A 20,754-nucleotide genomic window follows, 5' to 3' on the forward strand; every position below is an offset into this window, starting at 1 on the left:
ATCCCGCGTTTTTTCAGCGATCTTCATGCTTAACGAAGCGTTAAAAATCGCTGATTGGTTATTGCCCGGAGGGCCACACGAATGACTGACATGACCGTTGCAAAACAGGGTTTCACCTACGCCGCATTTGAATCTGCTGCGATGACGCGCCTGATCGAAGATACGGCAGGTGCGTGGCTGCGTTCATTTGGTGTGAATGCCCCGCAGGCCAGTCAGCGCATGATCAATGCCCTGCGTGACGCGCTGGCAGAAGACAGCATTGCGGCCAATGACCGGGCCAGCATGCAGGACATTCTTGATCAGGCCGCCCATGACGCGATTGCCGGTTGGCTTTCACAGATCACAGGCGAACATGATTGTTTTGGGTCGAACCGTTTTTCGATGCTGCGCTGTGCGTTTCTGTCAGCCAACCGTGACGGGATCTGGTCGGAGCATTTCCTCGATGCGAAACGCGATCACCGTGACCTCGCGATAGCACTTTCAGTACAGATGATGTTGCCGACACCGGGCCTTGTTGCCTGTGAAATGCCGCGTCAGTCACTGGAACGTCAGGCTTCCTGAACCCTTTAAATAACCATTCCTTCGCTTCACGCTTTTTCATCATATCCCTCAACGTCTAGCGTTTAATGCGAAGGCGGCACCGCCATTATCCCCTGTGGCGGTGCCTTTATGTGTGCGATTTGCAAGGCTTTGGGCAAAAAAAGAACCCGCCACAAAGGGCGGGTTGAGTTCAGCGGGCGAGAGAGCCCGATTTCCAGTGCAGATCATCCACAGCCGTAAAATCAGGCCCCTACGAGACGCCGAAGCACACACTTCCCCGGCGCCATGACGGTCAGGCTGCTTTGTGAAAGCGGCCCAGTTTCGAAAGCAGTTTGGCAACGTGCGGATCGTTCTTGCCGTTGCGATCAAGTTCCAGGAAGAAGTCGGGATAGGGCGCTTTGCCCGGTGTCAGGTTGTATTGTTCGAAATCGGTCACGCCGATGGCCTCAAGCACGCTTTCATCGGTAAAGAAACCACCCGTAACCTCGCGCGCAGGGGCGGTCAGGATCGCATGCGCCGCATCGGCAATGATTTGCGGTGTGCGGGCACGGCCCTGTTCAAGGCCGGGGATCATGTTCAGTGCTGCGGTTTCAATCACCGTGACCGGCCAAAGCGAATTCACAGCCACGCCTTCATCGGCAAATTCGGCAGACAGGCCAAGGGTGATCAAGCTCATGCCATATTTCGAAATCGTATAGGCGGTGTGATTGGCAAACCATTGCGGCGACAGGTTGGGCGGTGGCGACATCGTCAGGATGTGCGGATTGTCCGATTTCAGAAGATGCGGCAGGCAGGCCTGCGCACAGGCAAAGCTGGCGCGCGTATTGACCTGATGCATCAGATCAAACCGTTTCATCGGGGTTTGCAGGGTCGGGGTCAGATTGATCGCGCTGGCGTTGTTGATCAGAATATCAATCCCGCCGAACGTCTCGGCGGTTTTGGCCACCGCCGCGGCAATCTGGTCTTCATCGCGAATGTCGGTCTTAAGGGCCAGTGCCTTACCCCCGGCTTCCTCGATCTCGGCGGCGGCACTATGGATGGTCCCGGGCAGTTTGGGATGGGGTTCATCGGTTTTGGCAATGATCGCGACATTGGCACCATCGCGCGCCGCACGCAGGGCTATTTCCTTACCAATCCCGCGTGATGCGCCGGTGATGAACAGTGTTTTGCCTCTAAGACTCGTCATCAAATTCTTCCCTGAACTCTTTTTATGATTTGCCGAAATCGGGACTGCGTTTCTCGACAAAGGCGGCAACACCTTCGCGGAAATCAGCACTGAGAGCACTGTCGGCGAATGCTTTGGCCTCGGCTTGCAGTTGCGTCTTCAGGTCGGCCTCCGGTGCCGTATTCAGCAGCGCCTTTGTGCGGGCGATTGCATCACGCGGGCCGGTGGCAAGGCGGCTGGCATATTTGGCAGTGACCGAGGCCAGAAGATCCTTGGGTACCTTCTGATTGATCAGGCCGAAATCATGGGCCTCCTCGGCGCTGAACCGATTGCCAAGCAAGGCGATTTCCTTGGCACGTTTCATGCCGACCAAACGCGTTAGTGAATGGGTCGCGCCGCCATCGGGCGAGGTGCCGATATGAATATAGGCCAGTGTGAAAACCGTATCCTCGGCGGCAACGGCCAGGTCACAGGCATTCATCAGACTGAGGCCAAATCCGGCAACCGCGCCTTCAAGTTTGGCGATCACCGGGCAGGGCAGGGCTGTGATGCGCAAGATGATGTCGTGAACCCGGCCAATCAGGTCCTCGATCATCGGGCGGGCTTCTTCTGGCGGTGTTTGACTGATCTGATGGAAGAACTTTACATCGCCACCGGCCATGAAGGTGCCGCCCGATCCTTCGATAATGACCGCGCCGATGTCAGACTGGTTGGCTTCGATCTTGTCCATTGCGGCGGACAAGCCAGTGACCATCGCCTGATCAAGCGCATTCATGCGATCCGGGCGGTTCAGCGTGATGGTTGCGACCGCATCAGAGATGTTAAGCAGTACGGCGTCTTCCGATGCCATGGTGTTTCCTCCTGCGCGGTTTTTGGCGCATTTTTCCCCGGTTTTCCGGTTGTTGCAGTGTGTTAAATCGCCAGTCGGGCTTCAATCGCGGTTTCCATATCGGGCCACCCGGAAAGCCAATCGGGCATGGAAGGGGACGTTTCATCTGCCCCGACCATCCGACAGATATCCTCGGGTGCTACGATGCCATACGGGCCAACAAAGACCGCCTTGACCACGCCAAGGGCGAGTGTTTTGCCCTTAGAGACAAAGCGCTGTTCAAGATAAAACCCCTTGTCGTCCCAATAGAGGGCCTGGGTTTCGAGCGCGAATTTCTGAAACGGCTTGATCGCACGCTTGAACCGCATGGTCGATCCCGACACAACCGGCTGCCATTTGCGTTTAAGCATTTGACTGGCGATGCCATTGCGCATGATCAGTTCGGTTCGACCCAGATCCATCAGCGCGAAATACCGTGAATTGGTCATATGCACGTTGATATCAAGATCCAGCGGCCATGCCCGAAAATGCAGGGTTGATGGATCAAGCGGGTGCAGGCGGGGCCGCAACAAGGACAGGATCACCACACGGACCAGTCGGAAAATCAGGTTCACGACAAAACTCCGTGCTTGGATGCCCGTTCTTGGTGGATGCGGCCCATAGCCATGATCAGAACAACTCCTCGTCAAGGGCCATCATGGTCGAAGACCCCGACATGATCTGGCTGAACAGGGCACCTGATTGCGGCAGGACGCGTTCCATATAGAACTTGGCCGTGATCAGCTTGCCCTTGTAAAACCCGTCTTCATCATCGCCCTGTTTGGCCAGCGCGATTTCCGCCATGCGGGCCCACATGAAGCCAACCGCAACGAGACCGAACAGACGCAGGAATTCGGTCGCAGCGGCGCCTGCTTCATCGGGGTTTTTCATCCCGCGCTGGGCCAGCTCACCGGTTGCCTGTTGCAGGCGCATGAAAGCCTTTGCAAGCGGCTGGACATATTCGCCAAGTTCACCGTTTGAAACGTTGGCCTCGATATATTCCTGCACCGGATGGAAGAACCGGCGCAGGTAACGCCCGGCCTTGGACGGCATTTTACGCCCGACAAGGTCAAGGGCCTGAATGCCGTTCGTGCCTTCGTAAATCTGGGCAATACGGGCATCACGGACATACTGTTCCATGCCCCATTCGCGGATATAGCCATGCCCGCCAAAGACCTGAACACCGGTGTTTGTGTTGTCAAAGCCCCAATCGGTGAACAGTGCCTTGACGATCGGGGTCATCAGTTGAACGAACTCGTCGGCCTCTTCGCGTTTGACCGGGTCTTCGTGATGCTTGGCGGTATCAAGCTCACGTGCAACCCACATGCCCATTGCCCGGCAACCTTCATTGGTGGCCTTCGCGCTCAGCAACATGCGACGGACATCGGGATGCACGATGATCGAATCCGCCGGTTGGTTGGGGGATTTCGCACCCGTAAGGGCACGGCCCTGCAGGCGATCCTTGGCATAGGCACGTGCGCCCTGATAGGCCGCCTCGCCAAGGCCAAGACCCTGAATGCCAACCGACAACCGTTCCTGATTCATCATGGTGAACATGGCGGGCATGCCTTGATGGGGTTCGCCCACCAGATAGCCGACAGCGCCATCAAAGTTCATCACGCAGGTCGCGGATGCCTTGATCCCCATCTTGTGTTCGATGGAACCGCATTTGACCGCGTTGCGATCTCCAAGTGATCCGTCTTCGCCGACCATGAATTTCGGAACAAGGAACAGCGAGATGCCCTTGGTTCCCGCCGGTGCATCAGGCAGTTTGGCCAGAACCAGATGGATGATGTTTTCCGTCAGGTCATGTTCGCCGGCGGAAATGAAAATCTTGGTGCCGGAAATCGCGTAGGACCCGTCGCCAAGCGGCTCTGCCTTGGTTTTGATGATGCCAAGATCGGTTCCGCAATGCGGCTCTGTCAGGCACATGGTCCCTGACCAGGTGCCATCGACCATTTTGGGCAGGAACTTGTCTTTGAGTTCATCCGATGCGTGGCTGTGTAGCGCCGCATAGGCGCCAAACGACAGACCCGGATACATGCCAAAGGACAGGTTGGTCGAACAAATCATTTCCTCGACCAGTGCATTGATCGATTTCGGCGCGCCCTGACCGCCGTATTTTGGATCGCAGGCGATGCCCGTCCAGCCGCCTTCGGCAAAGGTCTGATAGGCTTCCTTGAAACCTTTCGGTGTCGTAACGACCCCGTCATCCCACGTGCAGCCTTCCTCGTCGCCCGACCGGTTGATCGGGAACAGGACCTCTTCACAGACCTTGGCGGCTTCTTCGAGAACCGCGTCAACGACATCAGGGGTGAAATCCTCGCAACCGGGCATCTGATTGATATCGTTGAAATCAAACAGTTCGGTCAGGACGAAGCGCATATCGCGCAAGGGTGCTTTATATTCAGCCATTTTCTGTTTCCTCCTGGACCGGTTAATTGCGCAACGGCTTGCCGGTCAGCAACATGTGCTCGACCCGGGCCATGGTGCCTTCATTGCGGACCAGACGCATGAAGCCTTCGCGTTCGAGTTCAAGCATGTCGTCTTCGGACAGTTCCTCAGTCACGTCGGTATCGCCACCGGCCAGAACCTTTGCCAGTTCACCTGCAACAACGCGGTCATAATCGGTGGCCTTGCCAAGACGATGGAACCCATCGACAGCCATTTCAAAGGCCACCCGCGCACTTTCGCCCGGCAGGCGATAGGTGAATTCTTCGGGCGCTTCGTAACCTTCGACCATCGACAATGCGCGTTCCTTGGCATCGGCCAGCAAACGATTGCGGTTCATGGTGATGCCGTCGCCTTCGCGGAAGAACAGGTTTTCCTTGGCTTCCATTGCCGATTTGGCAACGGTCGCGACCGAGATGATCTCGAACGCCTTGGCACTTGGCGCCATTGGGCCTTTGACGAATTTCGGATTTTCCGCCCAACGACGGATCATTTCCTTACACCCGCCCCAAGCCGGGATCAGACCAACACCGGGTTCAACCAGCCCGATATAGGTTTCGCCGTGCGCCTGAACCGCATCACAATGCAGAAGGACCTCACAGCCGCCGCCAAGGGCAAGACCACTGGGGGCACCGACCACCGGGAAGGGTGAATATTTCAACGCCTTGTAGGTTTCCTGACCGGTTTCAACCAGGTTTTCGATTTCCGGCCATACGGCGATATTGGCGGCAAACAATGCCAGTCCAAGGTTTGCCCCAGCGGAGAAATTGCTGCCTTCGTTATAGATCACCATCGCCTTGAACTGCTTTTTGACAGTCCGGATCGATGTCTTGATCGCGCCCAGAACATCTGCATCAAGGGCATTCATCTTGGTATGGAATTCAAGGCAGGCAACGCCATCGCCGATATCCCAAAGCGATGCGGCGCGGTTGCCGACGACGCGTTCGGATTTGCGTTTGATGTCTTCAAGCAGGATGACCCCATCCGGGCGGGTGACCTTGGTGTAGTCGCCATCAAAGCCGAGATAATAAAGATCGCCATCTTCGACCTTGTAGAACGACTTGCCAGCTGCCTTTTTCAGCAAGGCCGGGACTTCAACGCCGTCCTCTTCCAGCATCGAAATCAGCGCATCAACGCCAATGGCATCAATCAACTCAAACGGCCCGGTTTTCCAGGCATAGCCAAGCTTCATTGCATCATCGACATCGACGATGGACTTGGCGGCAGCCTCGGCAATAAAGGCAGCATAGGCAAGGGTCTTGCCCATGACAGCGCGGCCATATTGACCACCCTTGTCAGCAGCTTCCATCAGCTTGCGCGGGTCTTTGCCAGCGGCGCGGACACTGCCGAGCCGGGCTTTTTCGGATTTGGCAAATTCACCGGTTTGCAGATCAACCGATTCCTTGACCTTCTGGCCACCTTCGCGGTTCAGGCGGTAAAAACCACCCTTGCCCTTGCGACCGGTATAGCCATCGGCAATCAATTTGCTGACAAGTTCGCTTTCGCGGTAGATCGCGTGGAACGGATCGGACTTGTCCAAAAGGCCGGCCATGCTGGACTGCACATGGGGCATCAGATCAAGACCCACCAGATCCATCAGGCCAAAGACGCCGGTTTTGGGAATGCCGAACGGACGGCCAATGACACTGTCGGCTTCTTCTATCGTCAGGTTGCGGTCCATGGCTTCAACCATGGCGGCCTGAATCCAGTAGACACCCAGACGGTTGGCGATAAAGCCCGGTTCGTCATGGCAGGTGACACAGGTTTTGCCCAGTTTGCGGTCGGCAAAATCGGCAACCGCATCAATCACGCCATCACGGGTGACGTCTGATCCAACCAGTTCCAGCAGGCGCATGTAACGCGGCGGGTTGAAGAAGTGGGTGATGATGAAGTCCTGCGCAAAACTTTCATCCATCCCGTCAATCAGGGTAGCGAGCGGAATGGTTGATGTGTTTGACGACACCACCGATCCCTTGGCACGTACTGCGTCAATCTTGCGATAGAGATCCTGTTTGATATCGAGGCGTTCAATGACGGCTTCGATCACCCAATCGCATTTGGCGATTTTATCAAGGTCATCCTCGATATTGCCACATGTGATCAGTTTCGCGACCCGTTTGGACATAAACGGCGCCGGATCGGTTTTCAGCATCTTGGCGACCGCACCTTCGGCAACCGCATTGCGGTTTTTGGCCCCTTCGGGAACGATATCAAGCAGCAGGACAGGTGTCCCTGAGTTGGCGATATGGGCAGCGATCCCAGCCCCCATAACACCGGCGCCGATAACGGCAACCTGTTTGAATTCGGTCATTACATCGCCTCCAGAATGGTCGCGATTCCCTGACCCCCGCCAATGCACTGGGATGCCAGCGCATATTTGCCGCCATCACGTTTGAGGATTGCGGCCGCCTTGCCAACGATACGCGCGCCTGTCGCACCCAAGGGGTGACCAATCGCCAGCGCGCCGCCATCAATATTGACCTTGGCAGCGTCCAGACCCAGATCGGAAATGCTTGCCATCGCTTGGGAGGAAAAGGCCTCGTTGAGTTCGGTGACATCAATGTCAGCCGAGGTCAAACCAGCACGCGAAAGGGCCTTTTTAGATGCGCCGACCGGGCCGATGCCCATAATTTCCGGCAAACAACCATCAACTGCGACCGACTTGATACGGGCAATCGGGGTCAGGCCGTTTTTGGCGGCATATTCTTCGGAACAAACCAGAACGGCCGACGCGCCATCGGTCAGCGGCGAAGAAGTACCTGCGGTAACAACGCCGTCTTCCTTGAAGGCCGGTTTCAGATCGGCAAGGCTTTCGGCGGTGGTTTCTGCGCGGATGCAGCCATCTTCGGACACCACACCGTCTTTGGTCTGGATCGGGATGATTTCATCGCTGAATTTGCCAGCAGATTGCGCTGCTGCGGCACGTTTGTGGCTTTCAACCGCGAAGGCTTCCTGATCGGCGCGCGTCAGGCTGTACTTGGCGGCAACATTTTCGGCCGTATCGCCCATGCTCATATAGGCTTCGGGCATGGCTTTATACAGTTCCGGGTTGGGCAGCGGGTTGAAGCCCATCATCGGAACACGGGTCATGCTTTCAACACCGGCACAGACAAAGACATCACCCGCACCAATGGCAATTGCGCCAGCGGCCTGATGGATCGACTGCATGGAAGATCCACAGAACCGGTTGACCGTAACACCTGCGACTGAGCGGGGCAGACCAGCGATAAAGGTGATCAGGCGAGCAACGTTAAAACCCTGTTCGCCTTCCGGAAAGGCGCAGCCAAGGATCAGGTCCTCAATCGCATTGGGATCAATACCGGTCTTTTCGACCAGACCTTTGACGACCTGTGCCGCAAGATCGTCAGGACGAACCTTGGCAAGGGCCCCTTTGCGGGCCGGGGTAAACGGTGACCGGACATATCCGGCAATTACGGCGTTGGTCATGGCTTTGTCTTCCTTCCTGAGCTGTCCTCTGATCCGGGAAACTTGTTACGGTGCCGGATCGAGTCCTTTTTCTTCAAGCGCATCAACCGATTGCTGTTCGATGTCGCGCAGTTCATCCAAAGTGACGTCCAGTGCCTGACGCTGTTCTTCGAGGTCAGAAATCCGTTCCCGAACGCGTTCCAGAAGCATCTTGATCTGCTCTGCCTGGGTTGGGTCTGCGCCATAAAGATCGAGATAATCCGCGATCTCTTTCAGGCTGAAGCCCAGTCGCTTGCCCCGCAAAATGAGGAGCAATTTGGCGCGATCCTGTCGGGTATAGACCCGGGTCGTGCCGGCACGTTGCGGGTTTAGGAGCCCCTTTTGCTCGTAAAACCGGATGGTGCGCGGCGTGATGCCAAGATCGTCGGCCAGTTCGGGAACGGTATAAAACCGTTCGTCAATTTTGGTCATTGTTCGCCCTTTATGGTATCTATTTTTCACTTAACGTCAATTAGTTTACGTTAACGTCACTCATATTTTTTCTGTGTGTGTAGTGTGACGCTAACGCATTGCAACTAAGCCGTATTTTCTTCCCTTTTTTGTCGTTCTTCCTCGACCAGTTCCTTTTTCGACAATTTGCCGACCATGGTTTTGGGAAGTTCTTCGCGGATTTCGATTTCGCGCGGCATCTCGATTCTTGAAATCTTGTCATCAAGAAATGCACGCAAGTCTTCGGCGGTCACATCCGTCACGCCATCTTTCAGGCGAACAAACGCCTTGGGGGCCTGCCCGCGATATTGATCGGGCACCCCGATGCAGGTGACTTCGGCAATCTGGGTATGCAGATAAAGTGCCTCTTCAATGGCGCGCGGATAGACGTTGTAACCGCTGCACAAAATGACGTCTTTCAGGCGGTCGACCAGAAATGTGTAGCCATCCGCATCCTGATAGCCAACGTCACCGGTCCTTAGCCATCCATCGACAAATGCTTCATCGGTGGCCGTATCGTTTTGCCAATAACCGGGCATGACTTGCGGTCCGCGAATGCAGACTTCGCCTTTTTCACCTGGTGGCATGACTTGTTGCGGACGGTCGAGGGATCGGATTTCGATTTCGGTGCCTGGCAGGGGGCGCCCGATCGAGCCTTCCTTGTTATCCCCTTTTAGCGGGTTGCAGGTGCAAACTGGGCTTGCTTCAGACAGACCGTATCCTTCAACCACCTTGGAACCGGTAATTTCCTCGAACCGGTTTTTGACTTCAACCGGCAGCGGTGCACCCCCGGAAATGCAGCATTGGATATGCGACAGATCGTATTTGAGTGTTTCCGGTGAATTATTGATCGCCGTATAGATTGTCGGAACACCCGGGAAGATGGTGACCTTTTTCTTGTCCAGCGCCTTGATCAGGGAATTCAGCTCAAAGCGCGGCTGCAGCACCAGTTCCGCCCCCAAATTGACCGAAGTGTTCAGAGCAACCGTCATGGCAAAGACATGGAAGAACGGTAACACACACAGGGTTACTTCGTGGCCCGGATTGGCATCCGGCATCCAGCGGGTCAGCTGATCAACATTTGCACTCAGGTTGGCATGGGTCAGCATCGCGCCCTTCGGTCGCCCGGTAGTGCCGCCGGTATATTGCAAGACCGCCAGATCATGGACATCAATATCCACCACACGATCAATCGGCTTACAGCCGATGACACGCGAATAGGGGATGTGACGCAGATCTGCTGGCACCTCGGCCAATTCGCTGCGCTTGAAAAGCGAAAACAGCACACTCTTGACCGGCGGCAAGATGCTGCTCATTTCGCAAACAACAATCCGCTTCAGGCAGGTTTCATCCAGACAGGCCGCAACCTTGGGATAGATCTGTTTCAGGTTCAGCGTCACCATCAGGCGACAGCCGGAATCCTCGATCTGATAGGCGATCTCGCGCTTGGCATAGAGCGGGTTAAAGTTAACCACCACACCGCCGCATTTCAGAATCGCGTAATAACAGACCACATAATAGGGCGTATTGGGCAGGCACAGCCCGACCTTGTCACCCTTGCGCACACCAAGCTGTTTGAAGCCTTCAGCCGCGCGATCAATCTGTTCGGCGATGGTTTTGTAATCATAAATCCGACCGAGAAAATCCACGCACGGGCGCATTGGGAACCGGGCTGCCGCATTGTCGAAGATTTCATGCACGGGACGTGTTTTCACCGGCGAGCTGATATCAACGCCATCGCGCAGGATCGGGGAATCTTGAACGTTTACTTTGTTCACTTGCGTTAACTCCATTACGTTAACGTCACTTTGCGGGCAAAAAAAGGGAGCCCGATGCAGCGCGCCATGGCACCCCGCATCGGACAGTATACCAGATCAGAACTTGAATTTCGCCTGGAGTGCTAGGATGTCGACATGTGCTTCGTAGTCGGCAGCATAGTTGCCTACGACCGAAGAGGCATGATCTACCCGTGCTTCATCTGCAAAGATGTGGGTGTAACCCAGTGTCACATCGGCCCAGTCAGCAGCTTTGTATGTGGCGCCAAGCGAAACCCAGTAGCGATCGGAATCCGGTAGCCGCACATTGCGGTTACGGGTTTTGATTGGGGTCTCATCATAGGCAACGCCGCCAGTGAAGGACCAGTTTTCGTTGTGTTGGTAACGCGCACCAAGGGCACCAAACCACGAAGTCCCCCACTGATAGTTTTCAGTCGTACTGCCTGTAGTTGCCGAAGCATTATTAATCAGACCACTGTAGTTAAAGACAAGGTCGCTAACCGAGTTCCAGTTGGTCCACTGCATGTCACCCATGACGGTCCATTGATCAGACAGGTCGTGCGAAACGCCAAAAGCAATGGACTCCGGCGTGGTGATCTTGGCAGTTGTTTTGCGGTCGATCCAGGGGGTGGCTAAGCCCTTTGCGGCGCTGTCGAAGGTGATGTCGCCTTTGAGTTTGTGTTCAACCTCGGAAATGTAGGAAAGACCAACACGGGTGGTGTTCGTGAGTTCCCAGTTCATCCCGGCAGTCCAACCGTAACCGATGTCGTCACCTTCGACCGTTGAGTTGCCCTCTCCGACTGCGCCACCAAGTGACGGAACGGCTTTGCTAAGGGCAGCCTCAAATCGTTGAACCTGCGGTCCTGCACCGATGCTCAAGCCATTGTCAAAACGATAAGCGACAACGGGTTTGATGTTGACGGTTTTGATTTTTGAAGTCGTGCCAAAGAAACGACCGGCGAAGTCTGAATCGTTATCAGTAACGAGGCCCCAAGGAGCGGTAATCGAAACGCCGAGATTGATCTGATCGTTTAGCTTCCAGACTGCATGTGCGTTTGGTACCGCAGCATCTTGCGCCATATCCTTGTAGCCACCGCCGGTCTGTGCGATCACCGTGCGCGCGCCGTTGGTTGCAACTGTGTTGGTTGCCTTGGCCACGGGCCGAATGACCGTGATCCCCGCGCTATAACTGGTTTCCTTGTACTGGCCAACCGTGCCCGGATTATAGGACATGGTGGATGCGTCGGTGGACAGTGTGGTCATGCCGGCAAAGCTTGATCCCTGCAGGGTGCCGCTGGTTTCGCGGACCTGAAAACCCGATGCGTGCGCGGTACCAACACTGGCAAGTGCGCATAGAAGTGCGGTGCCTGAAGCTGCTCCCCAGAGGCAGCCCTTCCTGAAGTAGGACATTCGTTTCTCCCTTAATCTTGTAACGCTTCAAATCTGTGATTCAAAACGCCCGCTTTTATTGCTGAAGGTTTATCGCATCGACCCTGATAAAATCGATGTCGTAACCTTTCCTTTTAAAACTTGTTTTGAGCAGTTTTCCGTCAATGCCGTACCAGAGGTCCCGGTCGACATCGCCAGACATTTTGTAATGGACTGCCGGTGTTTCCCGGCTTTCGACCATGACGGTTTCTTCCCCGACCCGCTGTGTGTTGACGCGATAGGGATCGGTGTTGATGACGCTAAATAGATCGGTTTTGCCTGTGACATCCTCATGCCACAAGGTCAAAGGCCAAGCGCCGTCACAGGCATCACGTTTCCCGACACCCTTGCCCGAAAGCACATAACAATCGGCGTCATAGCTGGCCTGCCAGGTGTAGTGCGTGCCGTTATCATTGGTGATGGTCTCTACCGAAACCAGCTTGCCGTCCTGCCATTGTTCGGTGCGCTGATGATCGTAATGAAATCTTAGAAACAGTACCCGTACATCTGTCAGTGTCTCGACCTCAACGGTTCGGCCGGTTACTGTCGGCGTGATCTCGACCTTTTCATAACCGATCGGTTCCCCGTCCTTAAGCACGCGGAAATTCAGTGTTTCCAATCCAAATGCCAGCGACGTGGTGGCACACTGGATCACAAAGCCGGCAATCAGGGCCGATATGCTGCCTTTTGCGATGCGATTACGCATGTTTCCCCCATACAACAGATCATTCCGACCAACTCAGTCGAGCATAGATGACAGCTTTGCTGCCACGCCCATGGAGCCCTTGATCTTCAGTTTGCCCATGGTGAAGGCAAGCATCGGGTCAAGTTTTCCGGCGATCAGTTTTTCGAGGTTGGCTTTCTTGATCTTGAGAATGCAATCGGCATCGGACAGATCATCGTCGCTGATTTCCGGTTCATCGCCGGTGGCATCCACAACGATATGCCCGTCATCGCCGCAATCAAAGGCAACGACAGCATTCAAGCCGCGCAGTTGCGGCAGTTTTTCTTTTACGGTTTCGAGGATGTCATCCACGAACGCCTCCCTCAGTCAGCTGGTATTCTTGTTTTGGTTATGACAGGACCTTAATACAAAGTGACGTTAACGTAAAACAAATAACGAAAGGGAAAAATACACAACCATTAAGACATTGAATTTTAAAAGGTTCAATGTTGAACATTTTGCCAAATGACCACAAAAAATGCCCGGATATACCGGGCATTTGAGGTGTAGGGTCTGGTCTGAATGCCAACCTAGTAACAATCACAGGTGGCAGGTCCGGGGTTTGGCATGCGCGATGACAGGCAAGCTGAGAACCCCTGGTTTTTCGCCGCTTTGGGGTATATCTGGTCTTCAGCACGTAATGAAAACGTTGTCGCGCTTGAACGTGCGGTTCAGCTCTGTCCCGAATCCGGGTTTATTTTCGGGCTTGCTCGTTTTCATGCATGATGTAACCGGCCCCTGTACCCACGGCCCCGCCAATCACGGCACCACATGTGACGCAGCCACCAGTGATCACGGTTCCGACCGCGCCGACACCGGCGCCAATGGCGCCGCCACTCAGCATTTTTTGGTCGCGGTCATTCAATCCACTGCAGGCGGACAGTCCCAATGCCCCGGCAACGGCAAGAATTGTGGCTGTCTTTCGCATCTCTCTTATCCCTTCGCGTTTGCTCTTATCGTTTGGTTATTTATGGACCTTTTTGAGGTAAAAGAGCATGCGAGAGAAAATGGGAAGCACTTTGACGGCAATGGGGAGGGTTTGGGGCAGTTATGTCGATAACATGGCAGCCAGAAAGATCTTCTGAAGTGGGATTGGGCGCTTGGAAACGGTCTTTCGTCTGTTGTTTGGTTCTCAATAATGTCTGATCGGCCATTTCCGGTGCAAAAAGGTATCAGCAGGGGACGATTTCCCTTCGCGATATGCTTCAATCCCGTATTTCACGCGAAATCACATTGGTTTGGCGGCGACAGCTGCGCTTTATCGCCAGAATTCAATTCGGTTGAAACAGTTCTGGCAAGCAGATAGCTTTGGGCCTTCCAAAGCAGGCTTGAACCTTTGCCACCAAAAGGAAACGTCATGAGCTTTGCCGCCTGGTTGTCGGTTGCAACCATTTGCGTTCTGGGTGCAATGACGCCAGGCCCCAGTCTGGCTGTCGTTCTGCGCTATTCCGTCGGGCAATCCCGTCAGGCCGGATTTGCCTGTGCGCTTGCTCATGGGCTCGGGATTGGTTTTTACGCCGTCATCACCATGACAGGCCTTGGCATTCTCTTTCAGACGGTGCCGGTCTTTCACAATACGGTCAGTATACTGGGGGCGCTCTATCTGATCTGGCTTGCGATCAAGGCATGGCGTGCTGCCGGATCGGGGTCAAAGTTCAATGTCGAAGGGGGGCGGGCGCTATCCGGTTCGGTTGTTCAGGCTGCGCGTGATGGCTTCATGATTGCCTTCCTGAACCCTAAGATCGCGTTGTTTTTTCTGGCCTTGTTTAGCCAGTTCGTATCTCCCGAATTTGAATGGAGCGGCAAGTTCCTTCTTGCCTTCACTGCTGCTGCGATTGATGCGGCCTGGTATTGTCTGGTGGCCGTCGGATTGTCGCATGGGGCGGTTTTGCCTTGGTTGCGCGATCACGCCGCTTGGATAGAGCGTATCATTGCGGTTCTGTTTGTGCTGATTGCGCTTCGCGTATTGTGGGGTGTTGTTGCTGTCTAGTGCCGGGATTGCCGAACTACTGAGAACCCAACCTCTGTTTGCGCCACCATCGCGACATAACACGGATCATCGAAATGACTGACAAGACCGCCCCGCAAACGAACCCTTCTGACAGCACGTCAACGGCAGGGGCCCCGGCTTCTGGCACCGGGCGCGGCTTCCATCATCTGGGCGCACATATAGGATTTTTACTGGCGATCCTGCTTCTGGCGGCAAATATGCGTGGCAGTATTGTCGGACTGGGGCCGCTGGCGGAAATTATTGGTACCGACCTGTCACTTTCAGGCACGCAGCTTGGCTTGCTAACGACGCTGCCGGTTCTGAGCTTTGGCGTGCTGTCGATGTTTGCGCCGCGTCTGGGGCAGAAGTTTGGTCTGGAAGCGACACTTTTGACCATGCTGCTGTTCATTGCCATCGGGCAGGGGCTGAGGGCCAGTGGCGCCTATGACATCATGGTGATCGGCACCATCATTCTGGGGGCCGCGATTGCTGTTTTAAACGTTCTGACCCCGTCACTGGTACGGCGCAGTTTCCCGACCCATGTGGCACTGGTGACAGCGCTTTATACCTTTACCATGTCCAGCGGTGCGACGATCGCTGCATTCATTTCGATCCCGATCCGAAATGCGGCTGACGGTGACTGGCGCTGGTCGCTTGGAGTATGGGCGGTATTTGCCGCCATTGCGTTTATCTGCTGGCTGCCGATGTTGCGGTATCGCCATACCGGACCTGTGCCGTCACCGGTTGCGCGCATATCGCTGTGGAAAAATGTCGAAGCCTGGTGGCTGGCACTGTTTTTTGGTTGTCAGTCACTGATGTTTTATACCGGCACGGCCTGGGTCGCCAAAGTCTTCATCGATCACGGGATTTCCGAAGCTGAAGCGGCGACGCTTCTGACCCTGTTTAACGTGTTTGGCATTCCGGCGGCCTTTGGCGCGCCATTGATTTATTCAAAAATTGCCAACAAGAAACTGGCGATGCTGGTTCTTCATATCCCGCTGATCATCGCCATTCCGGGCTTTGTCTTTGCCACCACCGAGTTGCCGTATGTCTGGGCGGTGTGCATGGGGCTTGGTCAAGGCAGCATGATCAGTATTGCGCTGACCCTTGTGGGCATGCGCGGCGCCGATCCGCAGACCTCTGCACGGCTGTCGGGCATGGCTCAGTCTGTGGGTTATCTGTTTGCCGCAATTGGGCCGGTTTTGTTCGGGGCATTGCACGACCTTCTGGGCGACTGGCAGGTCGCGCTGTACTTCCTGTTCGCGGTCGTGACCATCCAGCTTATTGCGTCGATGCGGGCCGGATCGGCCACCAAAATCGGAACTTAATAGACCCTGCACATTTGCAAAGACACATTTGCATTCCGGGATAAGGGCGTTTCATTGATTGCAATGAGCGCCCTTTTCTTATGACGTGACCTTTATCACCACTGCCATTTTTCTTGTAACAATGAACTTGACTTGCATTCGCAACAACTCTAAGAGATGCAAATCATTATTAATAACGTTCAGCCCAGCAAGGAGTTCGCGATGTCCCACATCGCAGAAGAACCGGGATTTGCAGGAAAGTCCGACACGGTGAAACAGATGCAGGTGCAGGAACTGATGGGCGATGATCGCGAAGTCATCATTATCCATCAGGGGGAAGAATACAGATTGCGCCTGACATCAAACAACAAACTGATCCTGACCAAATAGGCGTTCAAACGCCACCTCACATCACACCATTTGCCAGCCAGCGCGCCAGTGCCCTGCACAAGCCAGCCAGCCAGCCGAAATCGGTCCAAAGCTAAAGCTGCCTTACAGGGGAATCATTATGGTTCGAACCACTTCTGTGCGCCTTCTTCTGGCGACAGTTTCCACGCTCGCGCTCAGCGTTGCCGTCCACGCTCAGGAACCGGCATCCCAGCCCGCCATCGACACCCAGACCACCGACGCCACCGACGGCCAAAATGCATCTGCGGATGAAACTGCGGTCGTACTTGATACGGTTACTGTTACCGCAAGCAAGGTCGGAACCACCGCCATTGATGCGCCGGCGTCGATTTCGATCATTGATGACGAGGAACTTGATCGCTATCAGCCGCAAAATCTTGGCGATATCCTGCGCAGCCTTCCGGGTGTTGAAACGTCTGGCGGGCCACGCGCAACTGCCCAGATGCCGAGCATTCGCGGGTTGACCGATGACCGTGTCGTAATCCGTCTTGATGGTGCGCGCGCCAATTTCCGGTCCGGTCACAAGGGCGGGTTGTTCCTTGATCCGGAAACCCTCAAACAGGTTGAGGTGTTCCGTGGTCCGGCATCAACGATGCAGGGTACGGGGGCACTTGGCGGTGTGCTTGCGCTTGAAACCGTTACCGCTGATGACATGCTTGAAAATGGTGAACGCGTTGGTGCGCGGTTCAAAACCGGCTACGCATCGGTTGACAGCGCTTTGACGCTTAATTCCATGGCCTATGCAAAGCCGACGCAAGGTTCCGATGTTCTGGTGTCGCTGTCACATTTGAACAGCGGCAACTATGAAACCGGTGATGGCCTCAAAGAACAATACACCGATGACAACTATATCAACGGGTTGTTCAAGGGGTCCGTCGATGTTGGTGATACCGGCAATGTCCACTTGATGTTGCAGCGTTATGCTGACCATCACATCCTGCCGACCTCGCCTGATAGTGCGGTGGGTTCCACCACCGTGATCGTTAAACGTAAAACCAGACAGACCACCGGTGTGCTTGGGTTCGATTATTATTCGGATGGCAGCGACCTGATTGATGCCAATGTCAATGTCTATGGCATGAACACCAACATCCATGAAAGCCGTCTGAGCCAGACTCGACTGGATGAACGCGATCTCGTCACCCTTGGCGCTGAAGGCAGCAATACCGCCCGTTTCGAGCTTGGATCGACCGATCTTGCGGTCACGCTTGGGGGGGAGGTCTTCGAAGACAGTCAGGAAGGGCGCCGTAACGGTGCGCCGACGCCGGGACTTTTCCCTGATGCCGACATGCTGATTTCGGGTTTTTATATCGATAATCAGCTTGATGTGACCGATGCGCTGCAACTGACAGCAGGCATACGGTATGACAGCTTCGATCTGTCTTCTGACAGTGGCAGCAGCCGCACGGATGATGCGATTTCGCCGCGTTTCTCGGCAAGCTATCGCCTGACAAGCTGGATGCAGCCCTATGTCAGCTATGCGGAAGCCTTCAATGCCCCGTCCCTGACGCAGCTTTACAATGATGGCATTCACTTCGGGAACAACCAGTTTGTTCCGAACCCCGATCTTGATGCGGAAAAGGCAAAGACCTGGGAATTCGGTACGAACTTCAAGGCCGATCAGCTGTTTACCAGCCGCGACAGCTTGCGGGCGAAGGTTGCTGTCTTCAAAAACGAGATCACCGATTACATCGAACAAAGTGTGACCGGTGGTTTTACCGGAACCACAACCAGCAGCAACCTGCCAGAAGCCGAAATCAAGGGCTTTGAGGCAGATGTCAATTACGATACCGGCGTTGTCTTTGCCGGGGTGGCAGCGTCCATTCTGCGCGGTGAAAACAGTGAAACCGGGGAAAACCTGTCCAACATCCAGGGCGATAAGCTGAGCCTGTCAGGCGGGTATCGTTTGATGGATTACGGGCTTGAACTCGGCGGGCGTGCAACCATGGTCGCCAAGCAGGACCGTATGCCCGACGATACCGCAGATCGTGGTGGATATACCCGTCTTGATCTGTTCGCCCGCTGGGATGCTGATGAGTATGTCGATGGTCTGCAGGTTAATGCCGGTATCGACAACCTGCTTGATCAGACCTACCGCACCAGTGATGCGATCATCTATGAGCCGGGTCGCAACTTCAAAATTTCCGCAAGCATGAAATTCTAAAACGGGGCCGGACGGCGCGTTAGCGCGCGCCGTCTGTTCTGTATGGAGAACCAAACGCCATGACCAAGAATACTTTGAACAATTTCAAAAATGCCACGGAAGCCTGGAAGGCCTTTTCCACCGGTGAGGCCAATGGATATGCCGTGGATATCGCTGCTGAACTGGGCCTGAGCGAGGGAGAACTGGTTGCTGCTGGTATTGGCAGCAATGTCGTGCGCCTTGATGCTGGCTGGGACGATTTCATTCCCCGGTTGGAAGAACTGGGTCAGGTCAAGATCCTGACGCGTAATCCCAGTGTGGTGCATGAAAAGACCGGGACCTTTGGCAAGGTCAGCATCAATGGTGAAATGGGCTTGGTGCTTAATCACGATGTTGATTTGCGCCTGTTCCTTGGGCGTTGGGGACATGGATTTGCCGTTGAAACCAACAACCCGCGCGCAGGACGCCGCCGCAGTTTCCAGATCTTCGGTCATGACGGATGCGCCATTCACAAGATTTTCCTGACCGACCAATCCGATGAAGCCGCCTATGACAAACTGGTCAATGATTTCAAGGCCGACAATCAGTCGCCGGGAATCGACGTCCTGCCATCACTTCCAAAACCGGTCACGCTTCCTGATCAGGATGTCGATGTTGAAAACCTGCGTGCACATTGGCGCCGGATGACGGACGTCCATCAGTATCACGGGATGCTCAAGGACTTTAATGTTGGTCGTCAGCAAGGCATGCGCCTGGCCGGGCCGGAATTTGCCGAACGGCTGAGTGCGGATGCGCTGAAGACCTTGCTTGAAAAGGCATCTGAAAGCGGTATTTCGATCATGGTCTTTGTTGGCAACAGTGGTGCCATCCAGATCCATACGGGTCCGATCAAGACCATTCGCGAAATGGGCGACTGGATCAACATTATGGATCCGACCTTTACCCTGCATTTGCGCATGGATCAGGTTTTTGAGGCATGGATTGTACGCAAACCGATCCGCGAAGGCATGGTAACCACCATTGAACTTTATGACCGTGATCTGAACAATTTCGCGATCTTCTGTGGGGAACGCAAACGCAAGGATCCGGAAAATCCCGATTGGCAGAAGCTGGCTGAAAGCTTGCCACGTCTGGAAAACACTATGGCAGCAGTGGCGGAGTAATCGGGCCATGCGTCATTTCACCGGATTTATTTTGGCGATCATAGGCATTGTCGGGCTGTACATGCCCGCCATTGCCGATGGCAAACCCCGGCGTGTGATCACTGTCGGGGCACCCGCGACCGAGATCGTCTTTGCGCTTGGCGCTGGCGACAGCGTGATTGCAACTGATAGCACAAGCACCCGACCCGGCCCTGTGCCAACCCTGCCAAAGGTTGGCTATATGCGCCAACTGGCGGCCGAAGGCATCATTGGCCTCAAGCCGGACTTGATCGTCGGTGTGGAAAAGTCCGGGCCGGATGTGGTTCTGAACGAGCTTTCCGACCTTGGCATTCCGATTGTCATTCTGCCGTCGCTTGCAAAGATGGAAAACCTGTCTGATGCGATTGCGATGGCGGGGGATGCGCTTGGTCGGGGGGATGCGGCAAAGCTACTTTCTGACCGGGTGCAGGATGATCTGGCGCAATTGCAGGACAATGATGGCGCTGATCGGCCAAGCATCGTGTTCCTTATGGCGGTCGGTCATGGCAAACCGTTATCAGCCGGGCAGGAAACGACGGCCGACGAAATCATCACCATGATCGGCGGGGCCAACAGCATGGCGGGCTTTGATGGCTTCAAGCCCGTCTCGCCCGAGGTGATTGCATCTGACGCATCCGACTATGTGCTGGTAACGCAGTCAACCATCGATCAGTTGGGCGGGATTGAAGGGCTTCAGGCCCACCCGGTCCTTGGTTTGAACAAGGCGGTGGCGAATGGTCGGGTACTTGCCATTTCCGCATCGACCATTCTTGGTTTTGGCCCGTCATCAGCCGCGGAAATCCGTGCGCTTGCCGACCATCTTCGTAAGGCAGAACAGGGATCGTGATCGCTGTGAAAC

General features: G+C 54.9%; 19 protein-coding genes. 7 read left to right on the forward strand and 12 right to left on the reverse strand.

Features of this window, described 5'->3' with window-relative positions; genetic code table 11:
• The first annotated feature begins 81 nt into the window (after positions 1-81).
• Positions 82-561, forward strand: coding sequence for a hypothetical protein (locus HED22_RS06125; RefSeq protein ID WP_167720167.1), 480 nt, complete (start codon positions 82-84; stop codon positions 559-561).
• Positions 562-832: 271 nt separating this feature from the next.
• On the opposite strand, the gene HED22_RS06130 is transcribed toward HED22_RS06125, so the two are convergent.
• From HED22_RS06130 to HED22_RS06185, 12 genes are all read right to left on the reverse strand, one after another.
• On the reverse strand, positions 833-1,726 hold the full coding sequence (locus HED22_RS06130) for an NAD(P)-dependent oxidoreductase (RefSeq protein ID WP_167720169.1): 894 nt from the start codon (positions 1,724-1,726) through the stop codon (positions 833-835).
• A gap of 22 nt (positions 1,727-1,748) precedes the next feature.
• Complete coding sequence (locus HED22_RS06135; protein ID WP_167720170.1) at positions 1,749-2,555, reverse strand: enoyl-CoA hydratase/isomerase family protein; 807 nt, start codon at positions 2,553-2,555, stop codon at positions 1,749-1,751.
• 62 nt (positions 2,556-2,617) lie between these two features.
• On the reverse strand, positions 2,618-3,148 hold the full coding sequence (locus HED22_RS06140; protein WP_167720172.1) for a thioesterase family protein: 531 nt from the start codon (positions 3,146-3,148) through the stop codon (positions 2,618-2,620).
• A 55-nt stretch (positions 3,149-3,203) separates the two neighbouring features.
• Positions 3,204-4,988: an acyl-CoA dehydrogenase C-terminal domain-containing protein gene (locus tag HED22_RS06145; protein WP_167720174.1), complete on the reverse strand. Its 1,785-nt coding sequence runs from the start codon at positions 4,986-4,988 to the stop codon at positions 3,204-3,206.
• 22 nt (positions 4,989-5,010) lie between these two features.
• On the reverse strand, positions 5,011-7,335 hold the full coding sequence (locus HED22_RS06150; protein WP_167720176.1) for a 3-hydroxyacyl-CoA dehydrogenase/enoyl-CoA hydratase family protein: 2,325 nt from the start codon (positions 7,333-7,335) through the stop codon (positions 5,011-5,013).
• Positions 7,335-8,471 (reverse strand): thiolase family protein, encoded by a 1,137-nt coding sequence (locus HED22_RS06155; RefSeq protein WP_167720178.1) that lies wholly within the window; start codon positions 8,469-8,471, stop codon positions 7,335-7,337. Before HED22_RS06155 ends, HED22_RS06150 begins: the two co-directional genes overlap by 1 nt.
• 45 nt (positions 8,472-8,516) lie before the next feature.
• Complete coding sequence (locus HED22_RS06160; RefSeq protein ID WP_167720180.1) at positions 8,517-8,921, reverse strand: MerR family DNA-binding transcriptional regulator; 405 nt, start codon at positions 8,919-8,921, stop codon at positions 8,517-8,519.
• Positions 8,922-9,025: 104 nt separating this feature from the next.
• Positions 9,026-10,717, reverse strand: a complete 1,692-nt coding sequence (locus tag HED22_RS06165) for a long-chain fatty acid--CoA ligase (protein ID WP_167720182.1) — start codon at positions 10,715-10,717, stop codon at positions 9,026-9,028.
• Between the two features lie 96 nt (positions 10,718-10,813).
• Positions 10,814-12,124 carry an OmpP1/FadL family transporter gene (locus tag HED22_RS06170; protein ID WP_167720184.1) on the reverse strand — a complete coding sequence of 437 codons (1,311 nt, stop codon included), beginning with the start codon at positions 12,122-12,124 and terminating at the stop codon, positions 10,814-10,816.
• A 55-nt stretch (positions 12,125-12,179) separates the two neighbouring features.
• The gene (locus HED22_RS06175) at positions 12,180-12,848 is read right to left on the reverse strand and encodes a DUF6134 family protein (RefSeq protein ID WP_167720186.1); all 669 of its coding nucleotides are present in this window, start codon (positions 12,846-12,848) and stop codon (positions 12,180-12,182) included.
• A gap of 33 nt (positions 12,849-12,881) precedes the next feature.
• A complete protein-coding gene (locus tag HED22_RS06180; RefSeq protein WP_052657683.1) occupies positions 12,882-13,178 on the reverse strand; it encodes an SCP2 sterol-binding domain-containing protein in 297 nt (98 codons plus the stop codon).
• 382 nt (positions 13,179-13,560) lie between these two features.
• Positions 13,561-13,794 carry a hypothetical protein gene (locus HED22_RS06185; RefSeq protein ID WP_167720188.1) on the reverse strand — a complete coding sequence of 78 codons (234 nt, stop codon included), beginning with the start codon at positions 13,792-13,794 and terminating at the stop codon, positions 13,561-13,563.
• Between the two features lie 429 nt (positions 13,795-14,223).
• Between HED22_RS06185 and HED22_RS06190 the strand changes: the two genes are divergently transcribed.
• The 6 genes from HED22_RS06190 (at position 14,224) to HED22_RS06215 (ending at position 20,742) form a co-directional block, all read left to right on the forward strand.
• On the forward strand, positions 14,224-14,856 hold the full coding sequence (locus HED22_RS06190; protein ID WP_167720190.1) for a LysE family translocator: 633 nt from the start codon (positions 14,224-14,226) through the stop codon (positions 14,854-14,856).
• A 74-nt stretch (positions 14,857-14,930) separates the two neighbouring features.
• The gene (locus tag HED22_RS06195) at positions 14,931-16,184 is read left to right on the forward strand and encodes an MFS transporter (protein ID WP_167720192.1); all 1,254 of its coding nucleotides are present in this window, start codon (positions 14,931-14,933) and stop codon (positions 16,182-16,184) included.
• A 201-nt stretch (positions 16,185-16,385) separates the two neighbouring features.
• Positions 16,386-16,553 carry a hemin uptake protein HemP gene (hemP, locus tag HED22_RS06200; protein WP_167720194.1) on the forward strand — a complete coding sequence of 56 codons (168 nt, stop codon included), beginning with the start codon at positions 16,386-16,388 and terminating at the stop codon, positions 16,551-16,553.
• A gap of 118 nt (positions 16,554-16,671) precedes the next feature.
• Positions 16,672-18,735 carry a TonB-dependent hemoglobin/transferrin/lactoferrin family receptor gene (locus HED22_RS06205; RefSeq protein WP_167720196.1) on the forward strand — a complete coding sequence of 688 codons (2,064 nt, stop codon included), beginning with the start codon at positions 16,672-16,674 and terminating at the stop codon, positions 18,733-18,735.
• A 59-nt stretch (positions 18,736-18,794) separates the two neighbouring features.
• A complete protein-coding gene (locus HED22_RS06210) occupies positions 18,795-19,877 on the forward strand; it encodes a hemin-degrading factor (RefSeq protein ID WP_167720198.1) in 1,083 nt (360 codons plus the stop codon).
• 7 nt (positions 19,878-19,884) lie between these two features.
• Positions 19,885-20,742: a hemin ABC transporter substrate-binding protein gene (locus tag HED22_RS06215; RefSeq protein WP_167720200.1), complete on the forward strand. Its 858-nt coding sequence runs from the start codon at positions 19,885-19,887 to the stop codon at positions 20,740-20,742.
• The last annotated feature ends 12 nt before the right edge of the window (positions 20,743-20,754 follow it).

Source organism: Thalassospira sp. HF15 (genome assembly GCF_011806525.1).
GTDB lineage: Bacteria > Pseudomonadota > Alphaproteobacteria > Rhodospirillales > Thalassospiraceae > Thalassospira.